21 protein-coding genes are annotated in these 23,993 nt (G+C 56.3%); 8 read left to right on the top strand and 13 right to left on the bottom strand.

Going from position 1 to position 23,993, the window contains the following annotated elements:
• Window positions 1-5 precede the first annotated feature (5 nt).
• A complete protein-coding gene (locus tag ACQG2Q_RS15600; RefSeq protein ID WP_022648668.1) occupies window positions 6-1,472 on the top strand; it encodes a pyridoxal phosphate-dependent decarboxylase family protein in 1,467 nt (488 codons plus the stop codon).
• Between the two features lie 52 nt (window positions 1,473-1,524).
• Here ACQG2Q_RS15600 and ACQG2Q_RS15605 read toward each other — a convergent pair whose 3' ends face one another.
• The 3 genes from ACQG2Q_RS15605 to ACQG2Q_RS15615 are packed head-to-tail and all read right to left on the bottom strand — an operon-like array spanning window position 1,525 to window position 5,293.
• The gene (locus ACQG2Q_RS15605) at window positions 1,525-3,714 is read right to left on the bottom strand and encodes a polysaccharide biosynthesis tyrosine autokinase (RefSeq protein WP_063849702.1); all 2,190 of its coding nucleotides are present in this window, start codon (window positions 3,712-3,714) and stop codon (window positions 1,525-1,527) included.
• On the bottom strand, window positions 3,714-4,163 hold the full coding sequence (locus tag ACQG2Q_RS15610; protein ID WP_096216917.1) for a protein tyrosine phosphatase: 450 nt from the start codon (window positions 4,161-4,163) through the stop codon (window positions 3,714-3,716). The genes ACQG2Q_RS15605 and ACQG2Q_RS15610 overlap by 1 nt, the downstream gene beginning before the upstream one ends.
• The gene (locus tag ACQG2Q_RS15615) at window positions 4,163-5,293 is read right to left on the bottom strand and encodes a polysaccharide export protein (RefSeq protein WP_022648671.1); all 1,131 of its coding nucleotides are present in this window, start codon (window positions 5,291-5,293) and stop codon (window positions 4,163-4,165) included. The genes ACQG2Q_RS15610 and ACQG2Q_RS15615 overlap by 1 nt, the downstream gene beginning before the upstream one ends.
• Before the next feature lie 455 nt (window positions 5,294-5,748).
• Here ACQG2Q_RS15615 and ACQG2Q_RS15620 point away from each other — a divergent pair, with 455 nt between their 5' ends.
• Both ACQG2Q_RS15620 and ACQG2Q_RS15625 read left to right on the top strand, forming a co-directional pair.
• On the top strand, window positions 5,749-6,081 hold the full coding sequence (locus tag ACQG2Q_RS15620; protein ID WP_022648672.1) for an RcnB family protein: 333 nt from the start codon (window positions 5,749-5,751) through the stop codon (window positions 6,079-6,081).
• On the top strand, window positions 6,032-6,508 hold the full coding sequence (locus tag ACQG2Q_RS15625; RefSeq protein WP_032622520.1) for a GNAT family N-acetyltransferase: 477 nt from the start codon (window positions 6,032-6,034) through the stop codon (window positions 6,506-6,508). Before ACQG2Q_RS15620 ends, ACQG2Q_RS15625 begins: the two co-directional genes overlap by 50 nt.
• Before the next feature lie 89 nt (window positions 6,509-6,597).
• On the opposite strand, the gene apbC is transcribed toward ACQG2Q_RS15625, so the two are convergent.
• Window positions 6,598-7,707 carry an iron-sulfur cluster carrier protein ApbC gene (gene apbC / locus ACQG2Q_RS15630; RefSeq protein ID WP_022648674.1) on the bottom strand — a complete coding sequence of 370 codons (1,110 nt, stop codon included), beginning with the start codon at window positions 7,705-7,707 and terminating at the stop codon, window positions 6,598-6,600.
• Between the two features lie 137 nt (window positions 7,708-7,844).
• Here apbC and metG point away from each other — a divergent pair, with 137 nt between their 5' ends.
• Window positions 7,845-9,878, top strand: coding sequence for a methionine--tRNA ligase (metG, locus tag ACQG2Q_RS15635; protein WP_426759235.1), 2,034 nt, complete (start codon window positions 7,845-7,847; stop codon window positions 9,876-9,878).
• A gap of 107 nt (window positions 9,879-9,985) precedes the next feature.
• Here metG and ACQG2Q_RS15640 read toward each other — a convergent pair whose 3' ends face one another.
• Genes ACQG2Q_RS15640 through ACQG2Q_RS15650 form a run of 3 tightly spaced genes read right to left on the bottom strand, consistent with a single transcriptional unit; the run spans window position 9,986 to window position 12,901 of the window.
• A complete protein-coding gene (locus tag ACQG2Q_RS15640) occupies window positions 9,986-10,456 on the bottom strand; it encodes a DUF1456 family protein (protein WP_015572337.1) in 471 nt (156 codons plus the stop codon).
• Between the two features lie 46 nt (window positions 10,457-10,502).
• Window positions 10,503-11,222 carry a two-component system response regulator BtsR gene (gene btsR, locus ACQG2Q_RS15645; protein ID WP_022648676.1) on the bottom strand — a complete coding sequence of 240 codons (720 nt, stop codon included), beginning with the start codon at window positions 11,220-11,222 and terminating at the stop codon, window positions 10,503-10,505.
• Window positions 11,216-12,901, bottom strand: a complete 1,686-nt coding sequence (locus ACQG2Q_RS15650) for a sensor histidine kinase (RefSeq protein WP_003859271.1) — start codon at window positions 12,899-12,901, stop codon at window positions 11,216-11,218. Before ACQG2Q_RS15650 ends, btsR begins: the two co-directional genes overlap by 7 nt.
• Window positions 12,902-13,119: 218 nt before the next feature.
• Between ACQG2Q_RS15650 and mlrA the strand changes: the two genes are divergently transcribed.
• Together mlrA and ACQG2Q_RS15660 are read left to right on the top strand one after the other, a co-directional pair.
• Entirely contained in the window at window positions 13,120-13,860 is a 741-nt protein-coding gene (gene mlrA, locus ACQG2Q_RS15655; RefSeq protein WP_022648677.1) for an HTH-type transcriptional regulator MlrA, read from the top strand.
• A 69-nt stretch (window positions 13,861-13,929) separates the two neighbouring features.
• Window positions 13,930-14,043 (top strand): protein YohO, encoded by a 114-nt coding sequence (locus tag ACQG2Q_RS15660; RefSeq protein ID WP_022648678.1) that lies wholly within the window; start codon window positions 13,930-13,932, stop codon window positions 14,041-14,043.
• On the opposite strand, the gene ACQG2Q_RS15665 is transcribed toward ACQG2Q_RS15660, so the two are convergent.
• The 5 genes from ACQG2Q_RS15665 to bglX all read right to left on the bottom strand — a co-directional run bounded on the left by ACQG2Q_RS15665 (window position 14,018) and on the right by bglX (window position 20,203).
• Window positions 14,018-14,755: an ABC transporter permease gene (locus ACQG2Q_RS15665; RefSeq protein WP_063849704.1), complete on the bottom strand. Its 738-nt coding sequence runs from the start codon at window positions 14,753-14,755 to the stop codon at window positions 14,018-14,020. The two genes, ACQG2Q_RS15660 and ACQG2Q_RS15665, sit on opposite strands and share 26 nt — an antisense overlap.
• Window positions 14,739-15,689 carry an ABC transporter ATP-binding protein gene (locus ACQG2Q_RS15670; RefSeq protein ID WP_022648680.1) on the bottom strand — a complete coding sequence of 317 codons (951 nt, stop codon included), beginning with the start codon at window positions 15,687-15,689 and terminating at the stop codon, window positions 14,739-14,741. The genes ACQG2Q_RS15665 and ACQG2Q_RS15670 overlap by 17 nt, the downstream gene beginning before the upstream one ends.
• Entirely contained in the window at window positions 15,682-16,839 is a 1,158-nt protein-coding gene (locus ACQG2Q_RS15675; RefSeq protein ID WP_063147711.1) for an ABC transporter permease, read from the bottom strand. The genes ACQG2Q_RS15670 and ACQG2Q_RS15675 overlap by 8 nt, the downstream gene beginning before the upstream one ends.
• A gap of 12 nt (window positions 16,840-16,851) precedes the next feature.
• Window positions 16,852-17,769, bottom strand: coding sequence for a glycine betaine ABC transporter substrate-binding protein OsmF (gene osmF, locus ACQG2Q_RS15680; protein ID WP_022648682.1), 918 nt, complete (start codon window positions 17,767-17,769; stop codon window positions 16,852-16,854).
• Window positions 17,770-17,905: 136 nt separating this feature from the next.
• The gene (gene bglX, locus ACQG2Q_RS15685; protein WP_023300580.1) at window positions 17,906-20,203 is read right to left on the bottom strand and encodes a beta-glucosidase BglX; all 2,298 of its coding nucleotides are present in this window, start codon (window positions 20,201-20,203) and stop codon (window positions 17,906-17,908) included.
• 189 nt (window positions 20,204-20,392) lie between these two features.
• Between bglX and dld the strand changes: the two genes are divergently transcribed.
• The gene (dld, locus tag ACQG2Q_RS15690; protein ID WP_426759236.1) at window positions 20,393-22,150 is read left to right on the top strand and encodes a D-lactate dehydrogenase; all 1,758 of its coding nucleotides are present in this window, start codon (window positions 20,393-20,395) and stop codon (window positions 22,148-22,150) included.
• A gap of 102 nt (window positions 22,151-22,252) precedes the next feature.
• A complete protein-coding gene (locus ACQG2Q_RS15695; protein WP_046619133.1) occupies window positions 22,253-22,807 on the top strand; it encodes a GNAT family N-acetyltransferase in 555 nt (184 codons plus the stop codon).
• 105 nt (window positions 22,808-22,912) lie between these two features.
• On the opposite strand, the gene pbpG is transcribed toward ACQG2Q_RS15695, so the two are convergent.
• A complete protein-coding gene (pbpG, locus tag ACQG2Q_RS15700) occupies window positions 22,913-23,836 on the bottom strand; it encodes a D-alanyl-D-alanine endopeptidase (RefSeq protein WP_006811291.1) in 924 nt (307 codons plus the stop codon).
• Window positions 23,837-23,993: the final 157 nt, after the last annotated feature.

The following is a 23,993-nucleotide window of genomic DNA, read 5'->3' on the forward strand; positions in this document are numbered from 1 at the left end:
TTACGATGTCTGATTCAAACCCAATTTTGTTCTCCTCTGCCCAGAGCATTGAAGCTTACCAGCAGGCGATTGAACAAAGCACTCAGGCTGTGATGCAGTGGCTGAAACAGCCTGAGATGTACCAGGGCAAAACGGTCGCGGAGCTGCGCGACCGTATTAAGCTGGATTTCAACCCGAAAGGGCTGGGCAACGAAGCGGCGATTGAACGCGCCGTGGAGTTCTTCCTGAAAGACAGTTTGTCCGTTCATCACCCGCAGTGCGTGGCGCACCTGCACTGCCCAAGCCTGGTCGTAAGCCAGGCGGCGGAAGTGCTGATTAACGCCACCAACCAGAGTATGGACTCCTGGGATCAAAGCCCGTCCGCAACCATTATTGAGATCAAGCTGATCGAATGGCTGCGTACCCGCGTGGGTTATCAGGCTGGCGACGCAGGCGTCTTCACCAGCGGCGGTACCCAGAGTAACCTGATGGGCCTGATGCTGGCGCGTGATGCGTTCTTCGCGCGTCAGGGCCACTCGGTACAGCAGGACGGTCTGGTGGGCGATCTGCGCAAAATTCGCGTGCTGTGCTCTGAAAACGCCCACTTCTCCGTGCAGAAAAACATGGCGCTGATGGGTCTGGGCTACCAGTCCGTGGTGCAGGTGAAAACTGATGAATTCTCCCGCATGGATCTCACCGATCTGGCGGCGAAAATCGAACAGTGCAACGCGAACGGCGAACAGATCCTGGCGATTGTGGCCACGGCCGGCACAACGGATGCGGGTGCTATCGATCCGCTGCGTGCCATTGCTGAGCTGGCTGCGAAACAGAATATCTGGGTACACGTTGATGCGGCCTGGGGCGGCGCGCTGCTGATGTCTGAGCAGTATCGTCACTATCTGGACGGCATTGAACTTGTGGACTCCGTAACGCTGGACTTCCACAAGCAGTTCTTCCAGACCATCAGCTGCGGTGCGTTTCTGCTGAAAGAAGCGCGTCATTATGAGCTGATGCGCTATCAGGCAGCTTATCTGAACTCCGAGTTCGATGAAGAAGCGGGTGTGCCTAACCTGGTTTCCAAATCTCTGCAAACCACCCGTCGTTTCGATGCGCTGAAACTGTGGATGAGCCTGGAAGCGCTGGGTCAGGAGCAATATGCGGCAATTATCGATCACGGCGTGACGCTGGCACAGCAGGTTGCGGCTTACGTAAAAGAGCAGTCTGCTCTGGAACTGGTTATGCAACCCCAGCTGGCAAGCGTGCTGTTCCGCTTCCGTCCGCAGACCCAGATGGCTGACGCCGGTATCGCCCTGCTGAACCAGAAAATTGGCGATGCGCTGCTGGAATCCGGCCGCGCAAACGTCGGGGTGACCGAGCATAACGGCGTCACCTGCCTGAAGCTGACCCTGCTGAACCCAACCGTGACGCTGGAGGACGTTAAAGTCCTGCTGTCTCTGGTTGAGCGTACCGCGCAGGAAGTGATGGCGAAGTAATGCTTTTCCCTCTCCCATCCGGGAGAGGGTTTATTTTCCCGTCCTGACGCCCCTATCCTTTTTTCCTCGAAGCATAACCGTAGTCATACTGGCTGTACCCCGAGCTGTAAAACAGCGCTGCGGATTTAACAATATCGTTGAGGATTGTGCCGCTGACCTTCACGCCAACGTGCTGTAGACGTTTAACGGTATTCTCCATCTCTTTCACGCTTGTTTTATCGTAACGGGCAACCATTAGCGTTGTTCCGGCTGCTCTGGCAACCAGCGCGGCATCATTGACGGCAAGAACTGGGGGTGTATCGATGATGACAATGTCATAGTGCTCGTTAACCCAGGACATGATGTCAATGAACCGTTCGCTTAACAGCATTTCTAACGGACGCAGGGGTTCCGGGCCGCAGGTGATGACGTCAATTCCCCCTTTTTCAGCATGCTGAATGACCTCCCCAAAGTCGCGCTTCCCTTCCAGCAGGCAGGATAATCCGTGGCGGTTCTCCAGGCCAAAAATATTATGCACATAACCCTGGCGCATATCCGCATCAATAAACAGCGTCCGCTGACCGCTCTGCCCGGCAATGGCCGCCAGGTTCGTCGCCACCAGTGTTTTTCCGCAGTCCTGCGTGGGGCCAGAAATCATCACAATGCGATTCTCAGCCTCCATCATGGTGAAATGCAGACTGGTTCGCAGCCCGCGTACCGCTTCAACAAACATATCAGCAGGTCGATCGACTGGCAGGAAAGGTACATCCGAGGTTTTGTGTGTCCAGCGACGAGAAAACGGATTTTTTCTGCGCAAATGCGTTTTACTCCACAGCCACTGTGAACGTGGTAACGTCGCCAGAACCGGCATCCCCTGCGCTTCCAGCTGTTCGGAAAGCGTGATCCCACGTTTGAACGCTTGACGTACCAGTACGGTCCCCATTGAAAGGATGAGCCCGAACAGCGCGCCAAGCGCAATGATTAGCGCTTTACGCGGTTTTATCGGATCCGGGAGTGTAACCGCCTCATCAATGATCCTCACGTTCCCGACAGCGCTGGAGCGGGAAATATTCAGCTCCTGCTGACGCGTCAAAAGCTGTAAATAAATCGTGCGGCCCGACTCAACATCGCGGCTCAGGCGTAAAATCTCCTGCTGCGTGGAGGGCATAGAGGACACACGGTTATTAAGACGATCCCGTTCCCGCACAAGGGTTTGTCTTTTTTCTTGCAATGCACGGTAAGTAGGGTGACTCTTTTTAAAGAGCTGGGAAATTTCTGCCTCCCGGAACGTCAGCTCATTTAGCTGATTCTCAACGTTCACAACCTGATCCAGGACGGATTTTGCCTCTAAAGACAGATCCACAGAGTCGCGCTGCGCCCGGTAGGCATTCAGCCGCGCTTCAGCCTGATCCAGGTCCGCTCTGATTTTCGGTAACTGCTCCTGTAAAAAATCCAGACTACGCGAATCCTGAGCCTCCTGGCGCGCGATATTTTGCTGTAGATAATTTTCAGCAATCGCATTCAGCACCCGGGCGATTTTGTCAGGATCTTCACCCGTCAGGGTTAAGGTCACAATACCGCTCTGTTTCTCCGATTCCACGACCGTCAGACGCTTCTTCAGTGCATTGATCGTCTCCAGGCGCGTCAACGACTTAAGCGAAAACTGTGTGCCTGGCGTCGCCTCAATCGAGGTCACCCGCAGCACGATCCCTTGCGTAACCAGCGTTTTACCAACCTGGCCGTCTGCCTCAATGTTTTCGCCCGTCAGGTGATACCTTCCCGCTTCCTGTACGGTCAGCGTGAGTTCTTGCGCTTTGCCCTCCACCTGCGGGATCTGGAGTTCGCCTAACGTTATGTTGCCCTGGCCACGCCCTTGCAGACGCTGCCAGAGACGCCCCACCACAGGCAAAACGCGCTGCTTTGCCTGATACGTCAGATCTAATTTGTCGACGGTCTCGCCGAGGATCATGCGAGATTTCAACAGTAAAATTTCAGGGGCAACATCCGGCGAAATATCGGTGCCCAGCTGGCTCAAGCCTTTGAGCAGGCCGTTATCCTGTTTGCTTTCTATTTGCACCATAGCATCCGCCTGATAAACAGGTGGCGTAACCCAGGCATAGAGGCCCGCGCATAAAGTGAAAAGGAAAGTCACGCACAATATCATCGTGCGGTGGTCGATCATTTCGCCGAGCAAACGAACGAGATCGATTTCATTTTGTTCGGGTGCCCCTGCACCATAACTGTCTGTTGTGTAAGACGACATTAATGCTTCATTCCTTTCTGTCCTAAACGACGTGCCCATTCCTGGCTGGCTTTACCCAATAGCCCGAACACATATTCAAACGCTTCACGGCTTTTACGATAGGGATCTGGGATATCCTGCGGCTCCAGCCACTGCCCAAAAAGCAGCGACTTCCCCCTGTTTTCCGGTGCCATGGCTGCAATGAAGCGAAGATGTTCCGGCTCCATAACCAGGATGAGATCGGATCCCTGCATCAGCCTGCGTGTCAGCCTGCGCGCCACATGACCGTCGAGGGAGATCCCATGCCGCCAGGCCACGTCCTGGGCGCACTCATCCGCCGGATACCCCTCAAGGCCGAGTATTCCCGCCGAGGTGATGTGTCTGTCGGGCAAGTGCTGGCGCAAAAGCCGTTCTCCAATCGGAGAACGGCAGACATTTCCGGTACATACCACGAGTATTGATTCGAACATTATTGCGGCCACGATCTGATATAACGAACCGTTTCGGTGAGGTCATGCACCCCGCTGATTGTCGGAACAAGCTGTGTTATTACGCGATTCCAGCGGGAGAGTGGAGCAGTGGTGACATAGACAATGTCGTAAGGCTCAAGCTGAAACTCGGTGCCCAGCACCATGGCCGAAGCGTCTTTTGCATTCAGTTGATAGATATTCGCAATTTTCCCGGACTCGCGTACCGAGCGGATAACAAAAATACCCGTCGCATCAGCCATATTCTGGTCCAGGCCACCGGCATTGCCGAGCGCTTCGGCCAACGTCATGCCGCTGCGATCCATCTTCAGCGTGCTCTGTTTAACAACTTCGCCCATCACGAATACTTTCAGCGCATCGTTGCGGGGAATAAACAAGATGTCGCCAGGGTTGAGCAGCTTATTCTGGGTTAAATCGCCATGCTGCATCAGGGCATAAAGGGAAATTCGGGAATCCTGACCGTTGTGAGTCAGCACCACGTTCCGCCAGTCCGCATCAGCAGTAAGCCCACCTGCGGCATTAACGGCATCCATAACCGTCAGCGGAATGTTGGTGATGGCCTGCTGGCCAGATTTCGCCACTTCTCCCGTAACGTAGGCTTTTTGCGAACGGAAAGCGGCAACGCTGACGTCGACCTGGGGGCTTTCAATGACGTTATCCAGCCGCGCGGTGATCTCCTCGCGCACTCTGGAAACCGTTTTTCCCGCCACGTGCAGTTTACCCACGTAAGGATAAAAGAGCGTGCCATCGGCATTGACCCAGTTTCCCGTATCGCTTGCGCTACGATACTGTCCCGCGGGCGTAGTCAGCTCCGGGTGATCCCAGACGGTGACCGTCAGGATGTCACCGATTCCAATACGGTATTCCCAGTTTTTGACCTGCTCATCAAGATTAGGATTTGCCTGAGATTTAGCTGCTGCGGGACGTAGTTTCTCAATTAATCCGGGCGTAAGTGGATAAATTTCGATTTGTTTATCTAAACTATTATTGAGATCAGCCGGCGCAATTATTTTTTTGCCTGCGGAACTTAACGTTTGGCCGGGAGAAATTACGCACCCCGCCAACTGACTTATTGCTAAGAATATTACAGATAATGCTGTTGTGTTTTTCATTTATATATACTTATCATCCCTGCTCGTAGCGAACGCCCGACGGGGCGCAGCCCTGCGCTAACCCACGCTTGAAATAAGTTTCTTTTCAACGGAATACTAAAACGTAATCTAAAAGTGAAGACACGAATTGCCCGATCTGTGACGGGCAATTAATTAAAATATAATCTTCCTGAAAATCTTAAAGCCTGTGGCAAAAAAAAGCACGATCTACAGTTTATAAAATTACGGCAACAATGTATTTTCAGAATTAATTCAGCAAAACGATAGTTACAATGAATTATTCCCGTCAGCACGCATTCATATCAAAAATACTCACAACCGCTGGCACTACACAAAACCGTTCACTTTTGTTACATTTTTTTTCAAACACACCCTGTTTTGATACTTAAAATGGGCTGTCTGCCGCACTGTCCCCCGCAGACAAGCGTATCCGTAACGATATCACTGGAGAAAAAATGGCTAAGCGTAAATTGGTGCTTCTGGGTGTATTACTGTCTCTGGCGGGCTCCGCATTCGCAGCCCCGCAAACGGCCGCCGCGCCTTCCGGCATTAAGGCTTATGAAGAGCAGGAGTTCATCGCCGACTTCACCAAATTTAAGATTGGCGATACCGCGCCCGCGCAGTATCAGACGCCAGAGTACACCATCAAACAGTACCAGCTACGTAACCTTCCCGCGCCCGATGCCGGTACGCACTGGACCTACATGGGTGAAAATTACGTTCTGATTGGCGATGCTGATGGCAAAATCTACAAAGCCTATAACGGAGATATTTTCTATCACCGCTGATACGATGATCCGGCCCTGGCAGGAGGACGACCGGCCATTTCTGCGCACGCTGTACCTGCATGCACGACGCGTGGCCTGGCCATGGCTGGACAATTCTGAATGGCAGCTTGAGGATTTTGACGCCGCAACGCGTGACGAGCAGATCTGGGTTGCGATTCACGACGGTCACCGGGTAGGGTTTGCCTCCGTCTGGGAAAATGATAACTTTTTGCACAATCTGTTTGTCGACCCGCAGTATCAGCGTCTGGGAGTTGGCCGTTTGTTACTGGAACAAGTACAGAGGACGTTTACCAGTACAGGCGCGCTGAAGTGTCTGGTGAAGAATGAGCGGGCGGTTGCGTTTTACCAGCGCCACGGCTGGCACATTGAGGCGACGGGGGATTCTCCGGAAGGAGAGTATTATTTGATGCACTATCGGCTTGGGTAAAGTCAGGTGGCGCTACGCTTACCTGACCTACAAAATCGAGGTAGGCCGGGTAAGGCGAAGCCGCCACCCGGCACTGACGCGCAGAGGCGTTACACCGCGCGGAAGGCGATCTCGCTCGGGATCACTTCCCCCTGCCAGTACAGTTGCGCCGCAACGCGCCCCGCCAGCTGACGATAGATTTCCGTGAATTCGCTATCAGGACGGCTGACCACCGTCGGCTTACCGCTATCCAGATCTTCACGCAGTGTGATATGCAGCGGCAGTTGCCCCAGCAGCTGGGTGTGATATTGCGCCGCCAGCTTCTCCGCACCGCCGGTACCGAAGATCGGCTCATGGTGTCCACAGTTGCTGCAAATGTGCATGCTCATATTTTCGACGATGCCGAGTACCGGCACCTCCACCTTCTCGAACATCACGATGCCTTTTTTGGCGTCGATCAGCGCGATATCCTGCGGCGTGGTGACCACGACGGCGCCGGTGACCGGAATGTTCTGCGCCAGCGTCAGCTGGATATCACCGGTGCCCGGCGGCATGTCCAGCACCAGATAATCGAGGTCAGGCCACATTGTCTCCTGCAACATTTGCAGCAACGCTTTGCTGGCCATCGGGCCGCGCCAGACCATTGCGTTATCGTCCGTGACCAGGTAACCAATGGAGTTGGTCGCCAGACCGTGCGCCACGATCGGCGCCATGTGGGTACCGTCCGGCGAAGTTGGACGCTGGTTTTCAGCACCCAGCATGTTCGGAATGGACGGGCCATAAATATCAGCATCCAGAATGCCGACTTTCGCCCCTTCTGCCGCCAGCGCAAGCGCCAGGTTCACGGCGGTCGACGATTTACCCACCCCACCCTTGCCAGAACTGACGGCGATGATGTTCTTCACGCCGTTAACGCCCGGCTGATTTTTCACGCGCTTGAGCGTGGCGATGCTGTGGCTTAGCTTCCAGTCAATTGCTTTTGCGCCAGTAATGCGCAGCAGCTCAGAGCTGGTTTGCTCTTTCAGGGCATCAAAGGCGCTGGTCCAGACGAACGGCATCTGCAGCTCAATGTGCAGCGTATCGTCCAGCCATGCGACATGATGAAGCGCTTTCAGCGTCGTGAGATTGTGCTTCAGGGTTGGATGCTGAAAATTAGCCAGCGTCCCGGCGACCATTGCTCGTAAGGCTTCCGGTGATTTGGCCTGGGATTGAGAACTCATCCCGACTCCTTTGTTCTTGTGAATAAGACCTTAGATGAACAAGTTTACCTGAAAGGCCGTGGTTTGTGCTTACTTAATAATGCCCCTTTTGGTAATATCGAAAACCCTTTTCACAGTTAAAAGAAGTAATGCCTACTATGACTCAAGTCGCGAAAAAAATTCTGGTAACGTGCGCCCTGCCGTACGCCAACGGCTCAATCCACCTCGGCCACATGCTGGAGCATATCCAGGCTGATGTCTGGGTCCGTTACCAGCGAATGCGCGGCCACGAGGTGAACTTCATCTGTGCGGACGATGCCCACGGCACCCCAATCATGCTGAAAGCGCAGCAGCTGGGAATTTCCCCGGAACAGATGATCGCCGAAATGAGTCAGGAGCATCAGACCGATTTTGCTGGCTTTGACATCAGCTATGACAACTATCACTCCACGCACAGCGACGAGAACCGCGAGCTGTCAGAGCTGATCTACACCCGTCTGAAAGAGAACGGTTTCATTAAAAACCGCACCATCTCTCAGCTGTACGATCCGGAAAAAGGCATGTTCCTGCCGGACCGTTTCGTCAAAGGCACCTGTCCGAAATGTAAATCCCCGGACCAGTACGGCGATAACTGCGAAGTGTGTGGCGCGACCTACAGCCCGACCGAGCTTATCGAGCCGAAATCCGTGGTTTCCGGCGCCACGCCGGTGATGCGTGACTCCGAGCACTTCTTCTTCGACCTGCCGTCGTTCAGCGAAATGCTGCAGGCGTGGACCCGCAGTGGCGCGCTGCAGGAGCAGGTGGCGAACAAGATGCAGGAGTGGTTTGAATCCGGTCTGCAGCAGTGGGATATCTCCCGCGATGCGCCATACTTCGGCTTCGAAATCCCGAACGCGCCGGGCAAATATTTCTACGTCTGGCTGGATGCGCCAATCGGCTACATGGGCTCCTTCAAGAACCTGTGTGACAAGCGCGGCGATACCCTAAGCTTCGACGAGTACTGGAAGAAAGATTCCACCGCCGAGCTGTACCACTTCATCGGTAAAGACATCGTTTACTTCCACAGCCTGTTCTGGCCAGCGATGCTTGAAGGCAGCAATTTCCGCAAGCCGACTAACCTGTTCGTACACGGCTACGTAACGGTCAACGGCGCGAAGATGTCCAAATCTCGCGGGACGTTTATTAAGGCCAGCACCTGGCTGAACCACTTCGATGCGGATAGCCTGCGCTACTACTACACCGCGAAGCTCTCTTCCCGCATCGACGATATCGACCTGAATCTGGAAGATTTCGTGCAGCGCGTGAACGCGGACATCGTCAACAAGGTGGTGAACCTGGCGTCCCGTAACGCAGGTTTTATCGCTAAACGCTTTGACGGCGTGCTCTCTGCCGAACTGGCCGATCCTGAGCTGTATAAAACCTTCACCGACGCCGCCGCTGCGGTTGGCGAAGCCTGGGAAAGTCGTGAATTTGGTAAAGCCATTCGCGAAATCATGGCGCTGGCAGACGTGGCCAACCGATATGTCGACGAGCAGGCACCATGGGTGGTGGCGAAACAGGAAGGCCGCGACGCCGACTTGCAGGCGATCTGCACCATGGGTCTGAACATGTTCCGCGTGCTGATGACCTGGCTGAAGCCGGTTCTGCCGCAGCTGGCAGCCCACGCGGAAGCATTCCTGAACACCGAACTGACCTGGGATGCCATCCAGCAGCCGCTGCTCGGCCACAAGGTGAACACCTTCAAGGCGCTGTATAACCGCATCGAGATGAAACAGGTTGACGCGCTGGTGGAAGCATCAAAAGAAGAGGTGAAAGCGGCTGCCGCGCCGGTGACCGGCCCGCTGGCGGACGATCCGATTCAGGAGACCATCACCTTTGATGATTTCGCCAAAGTCGACCTGCGCGTGGCGCTGATCGAAAACGCGGAGTTCGTGGAAGGTTCTGACAAACTGCTGCGTCTGACGCTGGATCTGGGCGGCGAGAAACGTAACGTCTTCTCCGGCATTCGTTCCGCGTACCCTGATCCGCAGGTGCTGATCGGTCGTCAGACCGTGATGGTGGCAAACCTGGCGCCGCGTAAAATGCGCTTCGGCATCTCTGAAGGGATGGTGATGGCCGCAGGCCCGGGCGGAAAAGACATCTTCCTGTTAAGCCCTGACGAAGGCGCGAAGCCGGGTCAGCAGGTGAAGTAATAAATAAGCCGGATGAGAATCCGGCTTTTTTTTGCCCGGCGGCGCTACGCTTGCACGGGCCAACGAGTTTTTAGCCGGGTAAGGCGAGGCCGCCACCCGGCTAAAAATCACCCCTTCTGGTTATGCACCCGCTGCGTCAACCCACGCAGGAAATAACGCAGAAACTGATCCCCACACTCGCGGTAATTTTTATGATCCGGCGCGCGCATCATGGCGGTGATTTCCGGCATCGACACGCGAAATTTCTGCTCGGTCATGATCGCCAGAATGTCGTCAGTTTTCAGGGAGAACGCAATACGCAGCTTTTTCAGCACCGTGTTGTTATTCACCCGACGCTCCAGCGCCAGCTCAGGCGCAGATTCATCTTTGCCGCGCTTGTCGTAGATCAGGCCGTTCAGGAAGCCCGACAGAATGATGTCCGGGCAGCGAACAAAACCCTCTTCATCTTCTTTAGTCATCCAGGTGTCGAACCCGGCGGACGTGGATTCCATGTCGGAGAGCGCAAGAATGCGCACCATGTCATTATTGTTCGCTTTCAGGGTGTAGCGCAGGCTACGAAGAATATCGTTACTTAGCATAGAGCCTTCGAATGTCGATGATGCAATGGCGCGCAGTGTACCAGTTTTACAGCCCTATCGCCTCTTTCAAACTTTTCAGGTAGCGACGACTGACGGGAACGGTTTGCCCGGCACGTAACACCAGCTCGGCCTGGCCGTTATCCTCCAGACGGATCTCTTTCAGGTGCGCCATGTTCACCAGATACTGTCGATGACAGCGAATCAGCGGCGTGCGGCTCTCCAGCGTGCGTAACGTAAGCTCGGTAAAGCCTTCGTTGCCTTCAGCGCTGGTGACGTATACCCCGCTCAGACGACTGCTGACAAAGGCAACGTCGTCCATTTGCAGGAGGTAAATCCGGCTGTGCCCGGTACAGGGGATAAACTTCAGGGGCTGCTGATGCTCCGGCAGCAGCGTCACGTCCTGCGCGGTACGCTCCTGGCGCAGACGGGTCAGGGTCTTTTCAAGGCGTTTCTCTTCAATCGGTTTCAGCAGATAATCAAACGCGTGCTCTTCAAACGCCTTTACCGCGTACTCATCAAAGGCCGTCAGAAAGACGATATAGGGGCGGTGCTCCGGGTCGAGCATGCCGACCATCTCCAGACCGCTGATGCGCGGCATCTGAATATCGAGGAACAGCACGTCCGGGCGCAGTTTATGCACAGCCCCGATGCCTTCAATGGCATTGGCGCATTCCCCCACGACCTCAATATCACTCTGCTCCTGCAACAGGACACGCAGGTTTTCCCGTGCTAACGGCTCATCATCAACAATCAGCACTCTTAACATGCGTTCTCCTCCAGCGGCAATCGTAAGGTAATTCGGGTATAGCGGTCTGGCTCACAGGCGACGGTGATACCGCAGTCATCACCAAAATGTGCGCGCAGGCGCTTATCCACCAGGCTCATGCCCAGACCGCCTGACGCGGAGGCTTCATACAGCCCCGCGTTATCTTCAATATCCAGCACCAGATGGTGGTTAAAACGGGAAGCGGAAATCATGATTTCTCCGGTTCCCAGCAGCTGCGACGTCCCGTGCTTAATGGCGTTCTCCACAATCGGTTGCAGGGTAAAGGCCGGAAGATGCTGATACGCCAGCTCATCCGGGACGGATAACGACACCTGTAATCGTGACTGGAAGCGCGCTTTTTCAATTTGCAGATAGGCGTTTACATGCTCAATCTCGTCCGCGAGGGTGACGATCTCCGAGGGACGCTTCAGGTTTTTGCGGAAAAATGTCGACAGAAATTGTACCAGCTGCGCGGCTTGATCGCTGTCGCGGCGGATCACCGCCTTCAGCGTGTTGAGCGCGTTAAACAGGAAATGCGGATTCACCTGAGCGTGCAGGAGCTTAATTTCTGACTGCGTCAGCAGCGCTTTTTGCCGTTCATACTGCCCCGCCAGGATTTGCGCCGAAAGCAGCTGGGCGATCCCCTCCCCCAGCGTGCGGTTGATGGAGCTGAACAGGCGATTTTTGGCTTCGTAAAGCTTAATGGTGCCCATGACGCGCTGGTTTTCGCCCCGCAGGGGAATGACCAGCGTAGAGCCAAGTTTGCACTGCGGATGCAGGGAACAGCGGTACGGCACTTCATTCCCGTCGGCATACACCACTTCACCCGTTTCAATAGCGCGCAAAGTGTAGGCCGAGGAGATCGGCTTACCTGGAAGATGGTGGTCGTCCCCGGTACCGGTAAACGCCAGCAACTTTTCGCGATCGGTAATCGCCACGGCCCCGATATCCAGCTCTTTATACAGCACCTGCGCCACCTTCATGCTGTTCTCCTCGTTGAATCCCTGCCGCAGGATCCCTTCCGTCGACGCCGCAACTTTCAATGCGGTGGCAGAAAATGCCGAGGTGTATTTTTCGAACATGGCGCGTTTGTCGAGCAGAATGCGCATAAACAGCGCCGCACCAACGGTATTGGTGACCATCATCGGTGCGGCAATGCTGCTGACCAGATGTAACGCATCGTCAAACGGGCGCGCGATCAGCAGGATGATCGCCATCTGCGCCATTTCCGCCACGAAGGTGATCGCCCCGGCGGTAAGGGGACTGAACACTTTATCCGGCCGTCCGCGCTTAATCATATAGCTGTGGACGAGACCACCGAGCAGCCCTTCGACAATGGTGGAGATCATGCAGCTTAGTGCCGTCATACCGCCCATCGAATAGCGGTGCAGGCCGCCGGTTAACCCCACCAGACCGCCCACGACCGGGCCTCCGAGCAGCCCGCCCATTACCGCGCCAATGGCGCGCGTATTGGCGATGGAATCTTCAATATGGAGACCAAACCAGGTCCCCATAATGCAGAATATGGAAAATACGACGTAGCAGAGGAATTTGTGCGGCAGACGGACGGTGACCTGCATCAGCGGAATGAACAGGCGCGTTTTGCTCATCAACCAGGCGATGACAAGAAACACGCACATCTGCTGAAGCAACAGCAGCACCAGATTAAACTCGTACATACTCACAAACCGCACATTCTAAAAACGCGTAACATACACTGATGGCGGTTAACTTTCTTTGAAACGTGCCAAAAAAGCGATAAATCGTGTCCGTCATCACACCTTTTGCCGGAGATAACCTGTCTTTCGTATAATTTGTACAAAAAAGAATCAAATCTTCCTGGTTCCGCAAAGTGGGTCTACAGTTAAGCTGGGGACGCGCAAGCCTGGGGGCGAAAATGGCGCTTTACACGATAGGTGAAGTGGCACTCCTGTGTGATATCAATCCCGTTACGCTACGGGCGTGGCAGCGACGGTATGGATTGCTTAAGCCGCAAAGAACGGACGGCGGGCACCGCCTGTTTAACGATGCGGATATTGACCGGATACGCGAGATCAAAAGCTGGATCGACAATGGCGTACAGGTAGGCAAGGTGAAGTCGCTTCTGAGCCAGGACGATCCTGATACGCAGCATCTCTGGCGCGAGCAGCAGGAAACGCTGCTGAGGCTGTTGCAGACCGGCAATTTGCAGCGTCTGCGCGGCTGGATCAAAGAACAGGGTCGAGACTACCCCGCGCAAACCCTGATCACCCATCTTTTTATTCCCCTACGGCGTCGGCTTCAGTGTCAGCAAACCACCTTACAGGCACTGCTCAGTATGCTTGATGGCGTGCTGATTAACTATATTTCCGTCTGTCTTGCCTCAGCGCGGAATAAAAACAGCAAAGATGCGCTGGTGATCGGCTGGAACGTCCACGATACCACCCGGCTGTGGCTCGAAGCCTGGATTGCCACCCAGCAGGGCTGGCGCGTTGACGTGCTTGCACACTCCCTGGCACAGCTCAGGCCGGAACTGTTTGAGGGGCAGACGCTGCTGGTCTGGTGTGGCGAAGTCCCCTCCGCTTCCCAGCAGCAGCTCCTGACGGAATGGCGCGAACATGGTTATCCCGTTTACTCGCTGGGGCCAAATGCGTTGTAACGGCATTTAATGGTTCATTAACAGCTGCGCTTCACCGTATAATTGTTCCGTTAACAACAGGAGCACATGATGAAGGCAACGAAACTGGCCGTAATTACCCTTTTTGCACTGATGGCCGTCAGCGGTATCGGTGGCGTTATGCTTGCAGGTTACTCGTTTATTGTTCGCGGCGGTGTTGGCTGAGGTATCCGGCCATGCGTTCAAACAGGCGATCCACCACAATCGCCGCCAGCGCAACCAGAACCGCCCCCTGAATAATATAAGCCGTGTTAAACCCGCTTAACCCAATAATGATTGGCGTCCCCAGCGTATTGACCCCGACCGTCGACGCGATGGTTGCCGTACCAATGTTGATGATCACGGACGTCCGCACACCGGCAATAATCACCGGTGCGGCCAGCGGCAGTTCAACCTTCAGTAGCCGCTGCCAGGCGCTCATCCCCATCCCTTCCGCTACGCTCAGCACCGATGCAGGCACCGCCGCAATCCCCGCCAGCGTCCCTTGCAGAATGGGCAACACGCCGTACAAAATCAGCGCAATGATGGCAGGCTCCTGCCCAAAACCGATCGCCGGCACGGCAATCGCCAGCACGGCCACCGGCGGGAAGGTCTGCCCCGTTGCGGCGATGGTCTCCACCAGCGGACGGAACTCCCTGCCCGCAGGCCGCGTCACCGCAATACCGGCACCTGTGCCCAGCACGATGGCAATCACGCTTGACGCCGCTACCAGCCAGAAGTGCGCCAGGGTGAGATTAACAAAGCTCTCCTGCTGGTACACCGGGCGCGGCAGCCCGGGAATAAGCGCATTAAACAGCGCCGCGCTGTGCGGCATCAGGTAGAGTAAGGCGATAAACAGCCCTGTCAGCCAGAGTAACGGATCACGGACCCACTTCACGCGTCACCTCCCCCGCCAGCAGATCGCGAAAATGGATCGTCCCGCATGGTGTCCCCTGCCCGTCCGCAACGGGTAACACCTCACACTGCCGGGCGACAAACGCCGAAAGGGCATCGCGCAGGCTCATCCCGTCATGCAGCGGTTCACCACCGATTTGCGCATCCTGCGGACGCAGATAGTCCCTGACGGTGCGCAGCGAGAGCAGCCTGACACCCAGCTCGCTGCGGCCAAAGAACTCACGCACAAAATCGTTTGCCGGCGACGTTAACAGCTCAAGCGGCGTACCCTGCTGGACGACTTCGCCGTGATCCATCAGTACCAGACGATCGGCCAGCCGCAGTGCTTCGTCGATATCATGCGTCACCAGCACGATGGTGCGCCCGAGAATACGGTGGATGCGGCTCATCTCGGCCTGAAGTGCGCCGCGGGTGACCGGATCCAGCGCGCCGAAGGGCTCATCCATCAGCAGTACCTGCGGGTTAGCGGCCAGCGCGCGCGCCACCCCGACCCGCTGCTGTTGTCCGCCGGAAAGCTGGTGCGGGTAGCGGTCGCGAAGCGACGCGTCCAGGCCCAGCAGCGCCATCAACTCGTCGACACGCTCATTGATCTTCCCCCGGGACCATTTTTCCAGCTGTGGCACGGTGGCAATGTTCTGCGCCACCGTCCAGTGGGGAAACAGGCCGATGGACTGAATGGCGTAGCCCATACGCCGCCGCAGCTCCAGCACCGGCAGGCTGCGGATCTCCTCTCCGGCAAAGCGAATCGTCCCGCTGTCGTGCTCCACCAGCCGATTGATCATCTTCAGCGTCGTCGATTTTCCCGACCCCGACGTCCCGATCAATACCGAGAACGCCCCCTCGGCAAAATGCAGATTGAGATGGCTTGCCGCCGGACGGCCCGCAAAGGTTTTACTCACATCATGAAATTCAATCATTGGCTCTTCTCCTGAGCAGCGCGAGCCACAGGGCAAACAGGGCATCCAGCACGACCGCCAGCGCAATCGTGGGAACAACGCCCAGCAACACCAGATCCAGCGCGCTGCTGAGCAGCCCCTGGAACACCAGCGCCCCAAAGCCGCCCGCCCCGATCAGCGCGGCAATCACCGCCATCCCCACGGTTTGCACCGTCACCACCCGCAGGCTGCGAACCAGCAGCGGAAGCGCAAGCGGCAGCTGTATTTTCCAGAAACACTGGCGCGCACTCATCCCCATCGCATGGGCGCTTTCCAGCACGTCGGGCGGAACCTGGCTTAACCCAGCCACCACGCCGCGCACCAGTGGCAGCAGCGCATACAACACAAGGGCAATCAGCGCCGGGGTCAGCCCGGTTCCGGCAATGCCTGCCGCGGCCAACGCAGGGAAGGATTTAACCAGACCGGCGAGGGGGGCAATCAGCAGGCCAAACAGGGCAACGGAGGGGATGGTCTGAATAACGTTGAGCACGGTAAAGACGGCACCCTGGCGGCTGGGATGTCGGTAGCACCACATGCCCAGCGGCACGCCCAGCAGCAGCGCCGGGACCAGCGTCCCGAACAGGATCGTCAGATGTTGCGCCAGCGCGTTGTCAAACACCTCCTGACGGTTGACGTACTCTTTTAACAGCGAGAGTTGATTCAGCTCGCCGCTGAAGAGGATCAGCAGGGGGATAACCCAGAATTGCGCGTTCAGCAGCCAGCGCCACACAGGTATCGGCGTCAGGCGGCGAATGGCATCGCTACAGGCCAGCAGGCAGAGTGCCAGCCACAGCCACAGGCCGCTGCCAATCGACGTGCGCGCCAGCGGGCTTTCAACCGAGGCCATCTGCGTTGCCGCCTGTCCTGCGCTCCAGAACAGTACGATAAACAGCGCTTCGCTGAGCAGAAGCGTCAGCCACAGCGCGTTTCGCCCCGGCCAGAAGGCTAAGACTACGGTACTCGCCAGCGCCGCGCCCAGCAGCAGCGGCGTAAATGCCCAGATCTGCCACAGCGCGCGCGGTTCGCCCGACACCAGACGGTTTGGCGCGACATTCACAAAAGGTAACGCGACCGCCGCGATGGCCACACAGGCCAACAGCAGCAGAACGCGGTTATGGCATTTTATTGGCACAGCCTTGTCCCGTTACTTCACAAGCCCTTGTTGTTTGAGGAAGTCGGCAGCCACTTTTTTGGCATCCAGCCCCTCTACGGCAATGCTGGCATTCAGCTGTTGCAGCGTTTTCGCATCCAGTTTTTCAAACACCGGTTTGAGCCAATCGTCGATATCCGGGTAGGCTTTCAGCACCGCCTCGCGCACGACCGGGGTTGGGGCGTAAATTGGCTGAACGCCTTTCGGGTCGGTCAGGGTTTGCAGACCAAGCGCCGCGACCGGGCCGTCGGTGCCGTAAGCCATCGCCGCGTTGACGCCGGAGGTTTTCTGCGCCGCCGCCTTAATGGTCACCGCCGTGTCGCCGCCCGCCAGAGAAAGTAGCTGTGCCTGATCGAGCTTGAAATCATAAGCTTTTTCAAACGCTGGCAGGGCATCAGCGCGCTCGATAAACTCTGCCGAGGCCGCGAGCTTAAACTCGCCCTTCTCTTTCAGGTAGCGGCTGAGATCGTCAAGCGAGGTGAGCTTGCCTTTCTCGGCGATATCTTTGCGCACCGCGATGGTCCAGGTGTTGTTGGCCGGTGCCGGTGTAAGCCAGACCAGCTTATTTTTTTCCGCGTCCAGCTTTTTGACTTTTTCGTACCCGGCTTTGGCATTTTTCCAGGCCGGATCGTTTTCATCCTTGAAGAAGAATGCCCCGTTGCCGGTGTATTCCGGGTAGATATCCAGCTCGCCGGAAGTGATTGCACCGCGCACGACAGGCGTGGTGCCAAGCTGCACTTTATTGACCGTTTTCACGCCGTGGCTTTCGAGTACCTGCAAAATGATATTGCCGAGCAACGCGCCCTCGGTATCAATTTTGGAACCCACCTTAACCGGCTCTGCGGCCTGTAACGGCAGGCTCAGCGCCGCCAGTAGCACCGCCGACCCTGTTATCCCCTTAATAATCGTCATTCTACTTTCCTCATTATTTTGTGGCCTTTTTCATAGGCTTGAGAGAAAAGCGTAGCTTAAAACAGTGAATTTAACCGTTTTTCGTACCAGATGAGAGGAATCCCCCGCCAGGCGGGGGATGGGGAGGAAGGTAAGATTATTGGAGTTCGAACTCGGCTTTGTTCACGCGGGCGGAATCCACGCCGATGAAGACGTTGAATTTGCCAGGCTCGGCATCGTATTTCATCTGCTGATTCCAGAACTTCAGCGCATTTACGTCAATCGGGAAGCTGACCGTTTTGGTTTCGCCCGGTTTCAGGTTGACCTTTTCGAAGCCGCGCAGCTGTTTCACCGGACGGCTCATGGAGGCCGTGACGTCCTGAACGTACATCTGGATCACCGTCGCGCCTTCGCGTTTGCCGCTGTTGGTCACTTCCACGCTGGCGGTCACTTTGCCGTCACGCTTCAGGGTCGGCGCCGACATTTTCACGTCAGAGACCTTAAACGTGGTGTAGCTCAGGCCATAGCCAAACGGATAGAGCGGGCCGTTAGCCTCGTCGAAGTAACGGGACGTGTACTTGTTCGGCTTGTCGGCGTTGTACGGACGACCGGTGTTCAGGTGGCTGTAGTAAACCGGGATCTGCCCGACGGAGCGCGGGAAGGACATCGGCAGCTTGCCGGACGGGTTGTAATCGCCAAACAGCACGTCGGCAATGGCGTTACCGCCTTCGGTACCGGCAAACCAGGTTTCCAGAATGGCGTCAGCCTGCTGGTCTTCTTTCACCAGCGCCAGCGGACGCCCGTTCATCAGCACCAGCACCAGCGGCTTGCCGGTGGCTTTCAGGGCCGCGATCAGGTCACGCTGGCTTTGCGGGATAGTGATGTCGGTCCGGCTGGAGGCTTCGTGCGCCATCCCCTGCGCTTCACCCACCACGGCGACCACCACGTCGGACTGCTTCGCGGCGTTAACCGCTTCGTCGATCATCTCTTTCGGCGTGCGTGGATCCACCTTCACCGCTTCCTCGTACTGGTTGAGGAAGGTCACGATGTCTTTATCGTCGGTGACGTTTGCGCCTTTGGCGTAAACCACTTTTGCATTATCACCCACAGCGCTCTTAATGCCTGTCAGCACGGTAACGGACTGATCCGCCACGCCTGCGGCGGACCAGCTGCCCATGACGTCACGCTTGCTGTCGGCCAGCGGACCAACCACGGCAATGGTGCCGGATTTTTTCAGCGGCAGCGTGTCGAGACGGTTTTTCAGCAGCACCAGGCTTTCGCGCGCCACTTCGCGGGCTTCTTTGCGGTGCAGGCGGCTTTCAGCATTGGTGTCCGCCGGATCAGACTCCTTCGGCCCCAGATGGCTGTAAGGATCGTTAAACAGCCCCATGTCATATTTCACGTTCAGCACGTGGCGAGCGGCATCGTCCAGCTCCGCCATCGTCACCTTGCCGCTCTTCACCAGCCCCGGCAGGTATTTGCTGTAGTATTCGTCGCTCATGCTCATGTTGATGCCGGACTTGAGTGCCACGCGTACCGCATCTTCCGGGTCAGACGCTGTGCCGTGCTTGATCAGCTCTTTAATCGCCCCGTGATCCGAAACGGTGATGCCCTTGAAGCCCCACTGGTCGCGCAGCACATCTTTCAGCAGCCACGAATCGGAGGTGGCAGGCGTGCCGTTGAGAGAGTTCAACGCCACCATCACCGCGCCGCTACCCGCGTCCAGCCCCGCTTTGTACGGCGGCATATAGTCGTTAAACAGGCGCTGCGGGCTCATGTCCACGGTGTTGTACTCTTTGCCGCCTTCCACCGCGCCATAGGCGGCGAAGTGCTTGACGCTGGTCATCACCGAGTAACGATCTGCCGGACTTTTGCCCTGCATCGCTTCCACCATGGTTTTGCCCATCGTGGCGGTTAAATAAGTATCTTCCCCAAAGCCCTCCGAAGCACGGCCCCAGCGCGGATCGCGGGAGACGTCTACCATCGGCGCCCAGGTCATGTTCAGGCCGTCGTCTGCGGCTTCATATGCCGATACGCGCCCGACGGTTTTCACCGCATCGAGGTTAAAGGAGGAGGCTAAGCCGAGGCTAATCGGGAAGACGGTACGCTGGCCGTGCACCACGTCGTAGGCGAAGAACAGCGGAATTTTCAGGCGGCTCAGTTCCATCACCTGATCCTGCATTTTGCGGATATCCTGGCGGGTAACGGTGTTAAAAATGGCTCCTACCTGCCCGTCTTTGATCATCTCGCGAATGGCTTCTTTCGGGTTCTCCGGGCCGACGCTGATCAGGCGCAGCTGGCCGATTTTCTCATCGACCGTCATCTTTTTGAGTAAATCCGTGACAAAGGCGTCGCGGGCTTCAGGCGTGAGCGGGTGATTACCAAACAAATCCTCTGCCAGCGCAGGTTGCAGCGCCAGGCTGACGGCGACACCTACAGAACATAGCCATTTCATGTTGTTATTCTCTCTCATCAATAACCGCGGGAAGCACCCGGCCAGACCGTGCGAAAAGCGCAGTGTGCCACAAAGCCTGAAAACCTTGCAGGGTTATTCTCTGATTTTTCTCATGAATACCCGACCGCTCAACGGCTAATCGCGCTATGCTTTACAGCGAGAAATTTGCCCCACCACAAGGAGTGGAAGATGTCTTCTGTTCGAACTAACGATAACACTACTTTTATTAACGAACTGTCGCGCCTGGTTGGTCACTCTCACCTGCTTACCGACCCGGCCAAAACCGCCCGCTACCGTAAGGGCTTTCGCTCCGGCCAGGGCGACGCGCTGGCGGTGGTCTTCCCCGGTACGTTGCTCGAACTGTGGCGCGTGCTCAGCGCCTGTGTTGCGGCAGACAAGATTATTTTAATGCAGGCTGCTAACACCGGCCTGACTGAAGGCTCCACGCCGAACGGCAACGATTACGATCGTGACATCGTGATTATCAGCACCCTGCGCCTCGACAAACTGCACCTGCTGGACAAGGGCGAACAGGTGCTCGCCTTCCCCGGCACCACGCTCTACTCGCTGGAAAAGGCGCTTAAGCCGCTGGGTCGCGAACCGCACTCGGTGATCGGCTCTTCGTGCATTGGTGCCTCGGTGATCGGCGGGATCTGCAATAACTCCGGCGGCTCGCTGGTGCAGCGCGGCCCGGCCTACACGGAGATGTCGCTGTTTGCCCGTATCGATGAAAACGGCAAGCTGACGCTGGTTAACCATCTGGGGATCGATCTGGGTGTAACGCCAGAGCAGATCCTCAGCAAACTTGACGATGACCGCGTGAAGGACGAAGACGTTCAGCACGATGGCCGTCACGCGCATGACCACGATTACATCACCCGCGTGCGCGATATCAATGCCGATACGCCAGCGCGCTATAACGCCGATCCGGATCGCCTGTTTGAATCCTCCGGCTGCGCGGGCAAGCTGGCCGTTTTTGCGGTGCGCCTCGATACCTTCCCGGCAGAGAAAAAGCAGCAGGTGTTTTACATTGGCACCAATCAGCCGGAGGTGCTGACGGAGATCCGCCGTCATATTCTGGCCGAGTTCACTCACCTGCCGGTGGCGGGCGAGTATATGCACCGGGACATTTATGACATCGCTGAGCGCTACGGCAAAGATACCTTCCTGATGATCGACAAGCTCGGCACCGACAAAATGCCGTTCTTCTTCACCATGAAGGGCCGCACCGACGCGATGCTGGAGAAAGTATCGCTGTTCAAACCGCACTTCACCGACCGCTTTATGCAGAAACTGGGCAACGCCTTCCCGGCGCATTTACCGGGGCGGATGAAGACCTGGCGCGATAAATATGAGCACCACCTGCTGCTGAAAATGGCCGGGGACGGAATTGCCGAAGCGCAGAGCTGGCTCACCGAGTTCTTCAAAACTGCCGACGGGGATTTCTTCGCCTGCACGCCGGAAGAAGGCAGTAAAGCCTTCCTGCACCGCTTCGCCGCGGCGGGTGCGGCTATCCGTTATCAGGCTGTGCATTCCGAAGAGGTAGAGGATATTCTGGCGCTGGATATTGCCCTGCGTCGCAACGATACCGAGTGGTTTGAACATCTGCCGCCGGAGATTGACAGCAAGCTGGTGCACAAGCTCTATTACGGCCACTTCATGTGCTATGTCTTCCACCAGGATTACATCGTCAAAAAAGGGGTGGATGCGCATGCGTTGAAAGAGCAGATGCTGGCGTTGCTGCACGAGCGTGGCGCGCAATATCCTGCCGAGCATAACGTGGGGCATTTGTACAAAGCGCCGGAGACGCTTAAACAGTTTTATCGCAAAAATGACCCTACAAACAGTATGAACCCCGGCATTGGTAAGACAACGCGGAAGAAATACTGGAAAGAGAGTGCCGAAACAGAGAAGCAAAATACGCAAGCCTCTGATGAACGCCTATAGCCAAATTTAAGAGATTGTTAAGCTCTCCTCAATCGTACTAGAGTATCTGCCTGTTGCCAGAGAAACGTTTCTCTGGCTTTCCAAACAAGGAGCGGGCAGAACATGTCGGCTGTAGAGATTTTACCCGAAACTGAAATCGAGGTGCGCGACGCCCTTCCTGACGATGCACATGCCATCTCGGCGATATACGCCTGGCATGTGCTCCATGGCCGTGCGTCGTTCGAGGAAGTTCCCCCCACCGTCGATGAGATGCGTCAGCGGATGAAGAGTGTGACCGACAGCGGTTTACCGTGGCTGGTTGCGCTGTATCGCGGCATTGTCGTCGGCTATTGCTACGCCACGTTTTATCGTCCACGCCAGGCCTACCGGTACACCCTTGAGGAATCCATCTATGTGGATGCCAGCACCACCGGGCGCGGGTTTGGTACGGCGCTGATGGATGCCCTGATTGCACGGTGTGAGCAAGGTCCCTGGCGGCAGATGATTGCTGTGGTCGGTGACGGAAACAATAATGCGGGATCGTTACGGCTGCATAAAAAACATGGCTTCGAGGTTGTCGGTCAAATGCGCAGCGTGGGGTATAAGAAGGGCGACTGGCGGGATACGTTGATCATGCAGCGTCCACTCAACGATGGTGACTGGACGCTGCCGGAGTAGGCGCTTTCGCCCGGTGGCGCTCCGCTTACCGGGCCTACGTATCGGGGCCGCTTTAGGACCGTAGGCCGGGTAAGGCGAAGCCGCCACCCGGCACAGACAGGCGACTCAGTCGTTCTGCGCTGTCGCCATCTGTTCCGCTTTCTGCTTTTTATACGCCAGCGCTGAAGCCGGCACCGGCTGCACTTTCCCGGTTTCAATCCAGGTGCGCAGGCGGCTGGCATCCGCAAAGTGGGTATATTTGCCGAAGGCATCCATCACCACCAGCGCCACTGGTTTACCGTTAAACACGGTACGCATCACCAGGCAGTGCCCTGCCGCATTGGTAAATCCGGTCTTGGTTAACTGAATATTCCAGTTATCGCGATACACCAGATGGTTAGTGTTGCGGAACGGCAGCGTATACGCCGGGTTCGAGAATGTCGCCATCTCCTCACGCGTGGTGCTGAGCTGACCAATCAGCGGGTATTGCTTACTGGCGATCAGCAGCTTGGTTAAATCACGCGCCGTCGAGACGTTATGGATCGACAGACCGGTTGGCTCCACGAAATGGGTATTTTTCATCCCCAGCGCTTTGGCTTTGGCATTCATCGCGCGGATAAACGCGTCGTAACCGCCAGGATAATGGTGGGCAAGGCTCGCCGCCGCCCGGTTCTCTGAGGACATCAGCGCCAACAGCAGCATATTTTTACGGCTGATTTCACTGTTTAGACGCACGCGAGAGTAGATCCCTTTCATCTCTGGCGTGTGGCTGATATCCACTTTTAGCTTTTCATCCAGCGGCAGTCGTGCATCAAGCACCACCATCGCGGTCATGACTTTGGTTATGGAAGCGATCGGGCGCACCAGATCCGGGTGACTGGCGTAGATCACCTTGTTGGTATTCAGGTCAACGATCATCGCGCTGCCGGACGCAATCTGGGGTTGCGCAGCAGCGGTGGCAACTGCGGGCGTTTTGGCGATGGCTGGCGCGGTAGCGGAGACGCCCAACAGTAGCGCAAGACTAAGGAGTGACACTCGAAATTTCAGCATGATGAGACTTCTGATAATGATTCACGCACGTTATGACGTACACCGCCTGTGTCGACGGATAAACACAGGCTGGCTTCGGCATCATAGCGGTCACCGTGCGTTGTCGCCAGCGGAGAATCATAACCAGATGCTGCATTGCTGGCATTTACGCCAGCAA

Source organism: Enterobacter cloacae complex sp. 370H10 (assembly GCF_050031535.1).
GTDB classification, from domain to species: Bacteria; Pseudomonadota; Gammaproteobacteria; order Enterobacterales; family Enterobacteriaceae; genus Enterobacter; species Enterobacter intestinihominis.

Excerpts from the sequence above, each read along its gene's own strand:
- ACQG2Q_RS15600 (WP_022648668.1), top strand. The coding sequence starts at position 6 with ATGTCTGATTCAAACCCAATTTTGTTCTCCTCTGCCCAGAGCATTGAA.
- ACQG2Q_RS15605 (WP_063849702.1), bottom strand. The coding sequence starts at position 3,714 with ATGTCGTCTTACACAACAGACAGTTATGGTGCAGGGGCACCCGAACAA.
- ACQG2Q_RS15610 (WP_096216917.1), bottom strand. The coding sequence starts at position 4,163 with ATGTTCGAATCAATACTCGTGGTATGTACCGGAAATGTCTGCCGTTCT.
- ACQG2Q_RS15615 (WP_022648671.1), bottom strand. The coding sequence starts at position 5,293 with ATGAAAAACACAACAGCATTATCTGTAATATTCTTAGCAATAAGTCAG.
- ACQG2Q_RS15620 (WP_022648672.1), top strand. The coding sequence starts at position 5,749 with ATGGCTAAGCGTAAATTGGTGCTTCTGGGTGTATTACTGTCTCTGGCG.
- ACQG2Q_RS15625 (WP_032622520.1), top strand. The coding sequence starts at position 6,032 with ATGGCAAAATCTACAAAGCCTATAACGGAGATATTTTCTATCACCGCT.
- apbC (WP_022648674.1), bottom strand. The coding sequence starts at position 7,707 with ATGAGTTCTCAATCCCAGGCCAAATCACCGGAAGCCTTACGAGCAATG.
- metG (WP_426759235.1), top strand. The coding sequence starts at position 7,845 with ATGACTCAAGTCGCGAAAAAAATTCTGGTAACGTGCGCCCTGCCGTAC.
- ACQG2Q_RS15640 (WP_015572337.1), bottom strand. The coding sequence starts at position 10,456 with ATGCTAAGTAACGATATTCTTCGTAGCCTGCGCTACACCCTGAAAGCG.
- btsR (WP_022648676.1), bottom strand. The coding sequence starts at position 11,222 with ATGTTAAGAGTGCTGATTGTTGATGATGAGCCGTTAGCACGGGAAAAC.
- ACQG2Q_RS15650 (WP_003859271.1), bottom strand. The coding sequence starts at position 12,901 with ATGTACGAGTTTAATCTGGTGCTGCTGTTGCTTCAGCAGATGTGCGTG.
- mlrA (WP_022648677.1), top strand. The coding sequence starts at position 13,120 with ATGGCGCTTTACACGATAGGTGAAGTGGCACTCCTGTGTGATATCAAT.
- ACQG2Q_RS15660 (WP_022648678.1), top strand. The coding sequence starts at position 13,930 with ATGAAGGCAACGAAACTGGCCGTAATTACCCTTTTTGCACTGATGGCC.
- ACQG2Q_RS15670 (WP_022648680.1), bottom strand. The coding sequence starts at position 15,689 with ATGATTGAATTTCATGATGTGAGTAAAACCTTTGCGGGCCGTCCGGCG.
- osmF (WP_022648682.1), bottom strand. The coding sequence starts at position 17,769 with ATGACGATTATTAAGGGGATAACAGGGTCGGCGGTGCTACTGGCGGCG.
- bglX (WP_023300580.1), bottom strand. The coding sequence starts at position 20,203 with ATGAAATGGCTATGTTCTGTAGGTGTCGCCGTCAGCCTGGCGCTGCAA.
- dld (WP_426759236.1), top strand. The coding sequence starts at position 20,393 with ATGTCTTCTGTTCGAACTAACGATAACACTACTTTTATTAACGAACTG.
- ACQG2Q_RS15695 (WP_046619133.1), top strand. The coding sequence starts at position 22,253 with ATGTCGGCTGTAGAGATTTTACCCGAAACTGAAATCGAGGTGCGCGAC.
- pbpG (WP_006811291.1), bottom strand. The coding sequence starts at position 23,836 with ATGCTGAAATTTCGAGTGTCACTCCTTAGTCTTGCGCTACTGTTGGGC.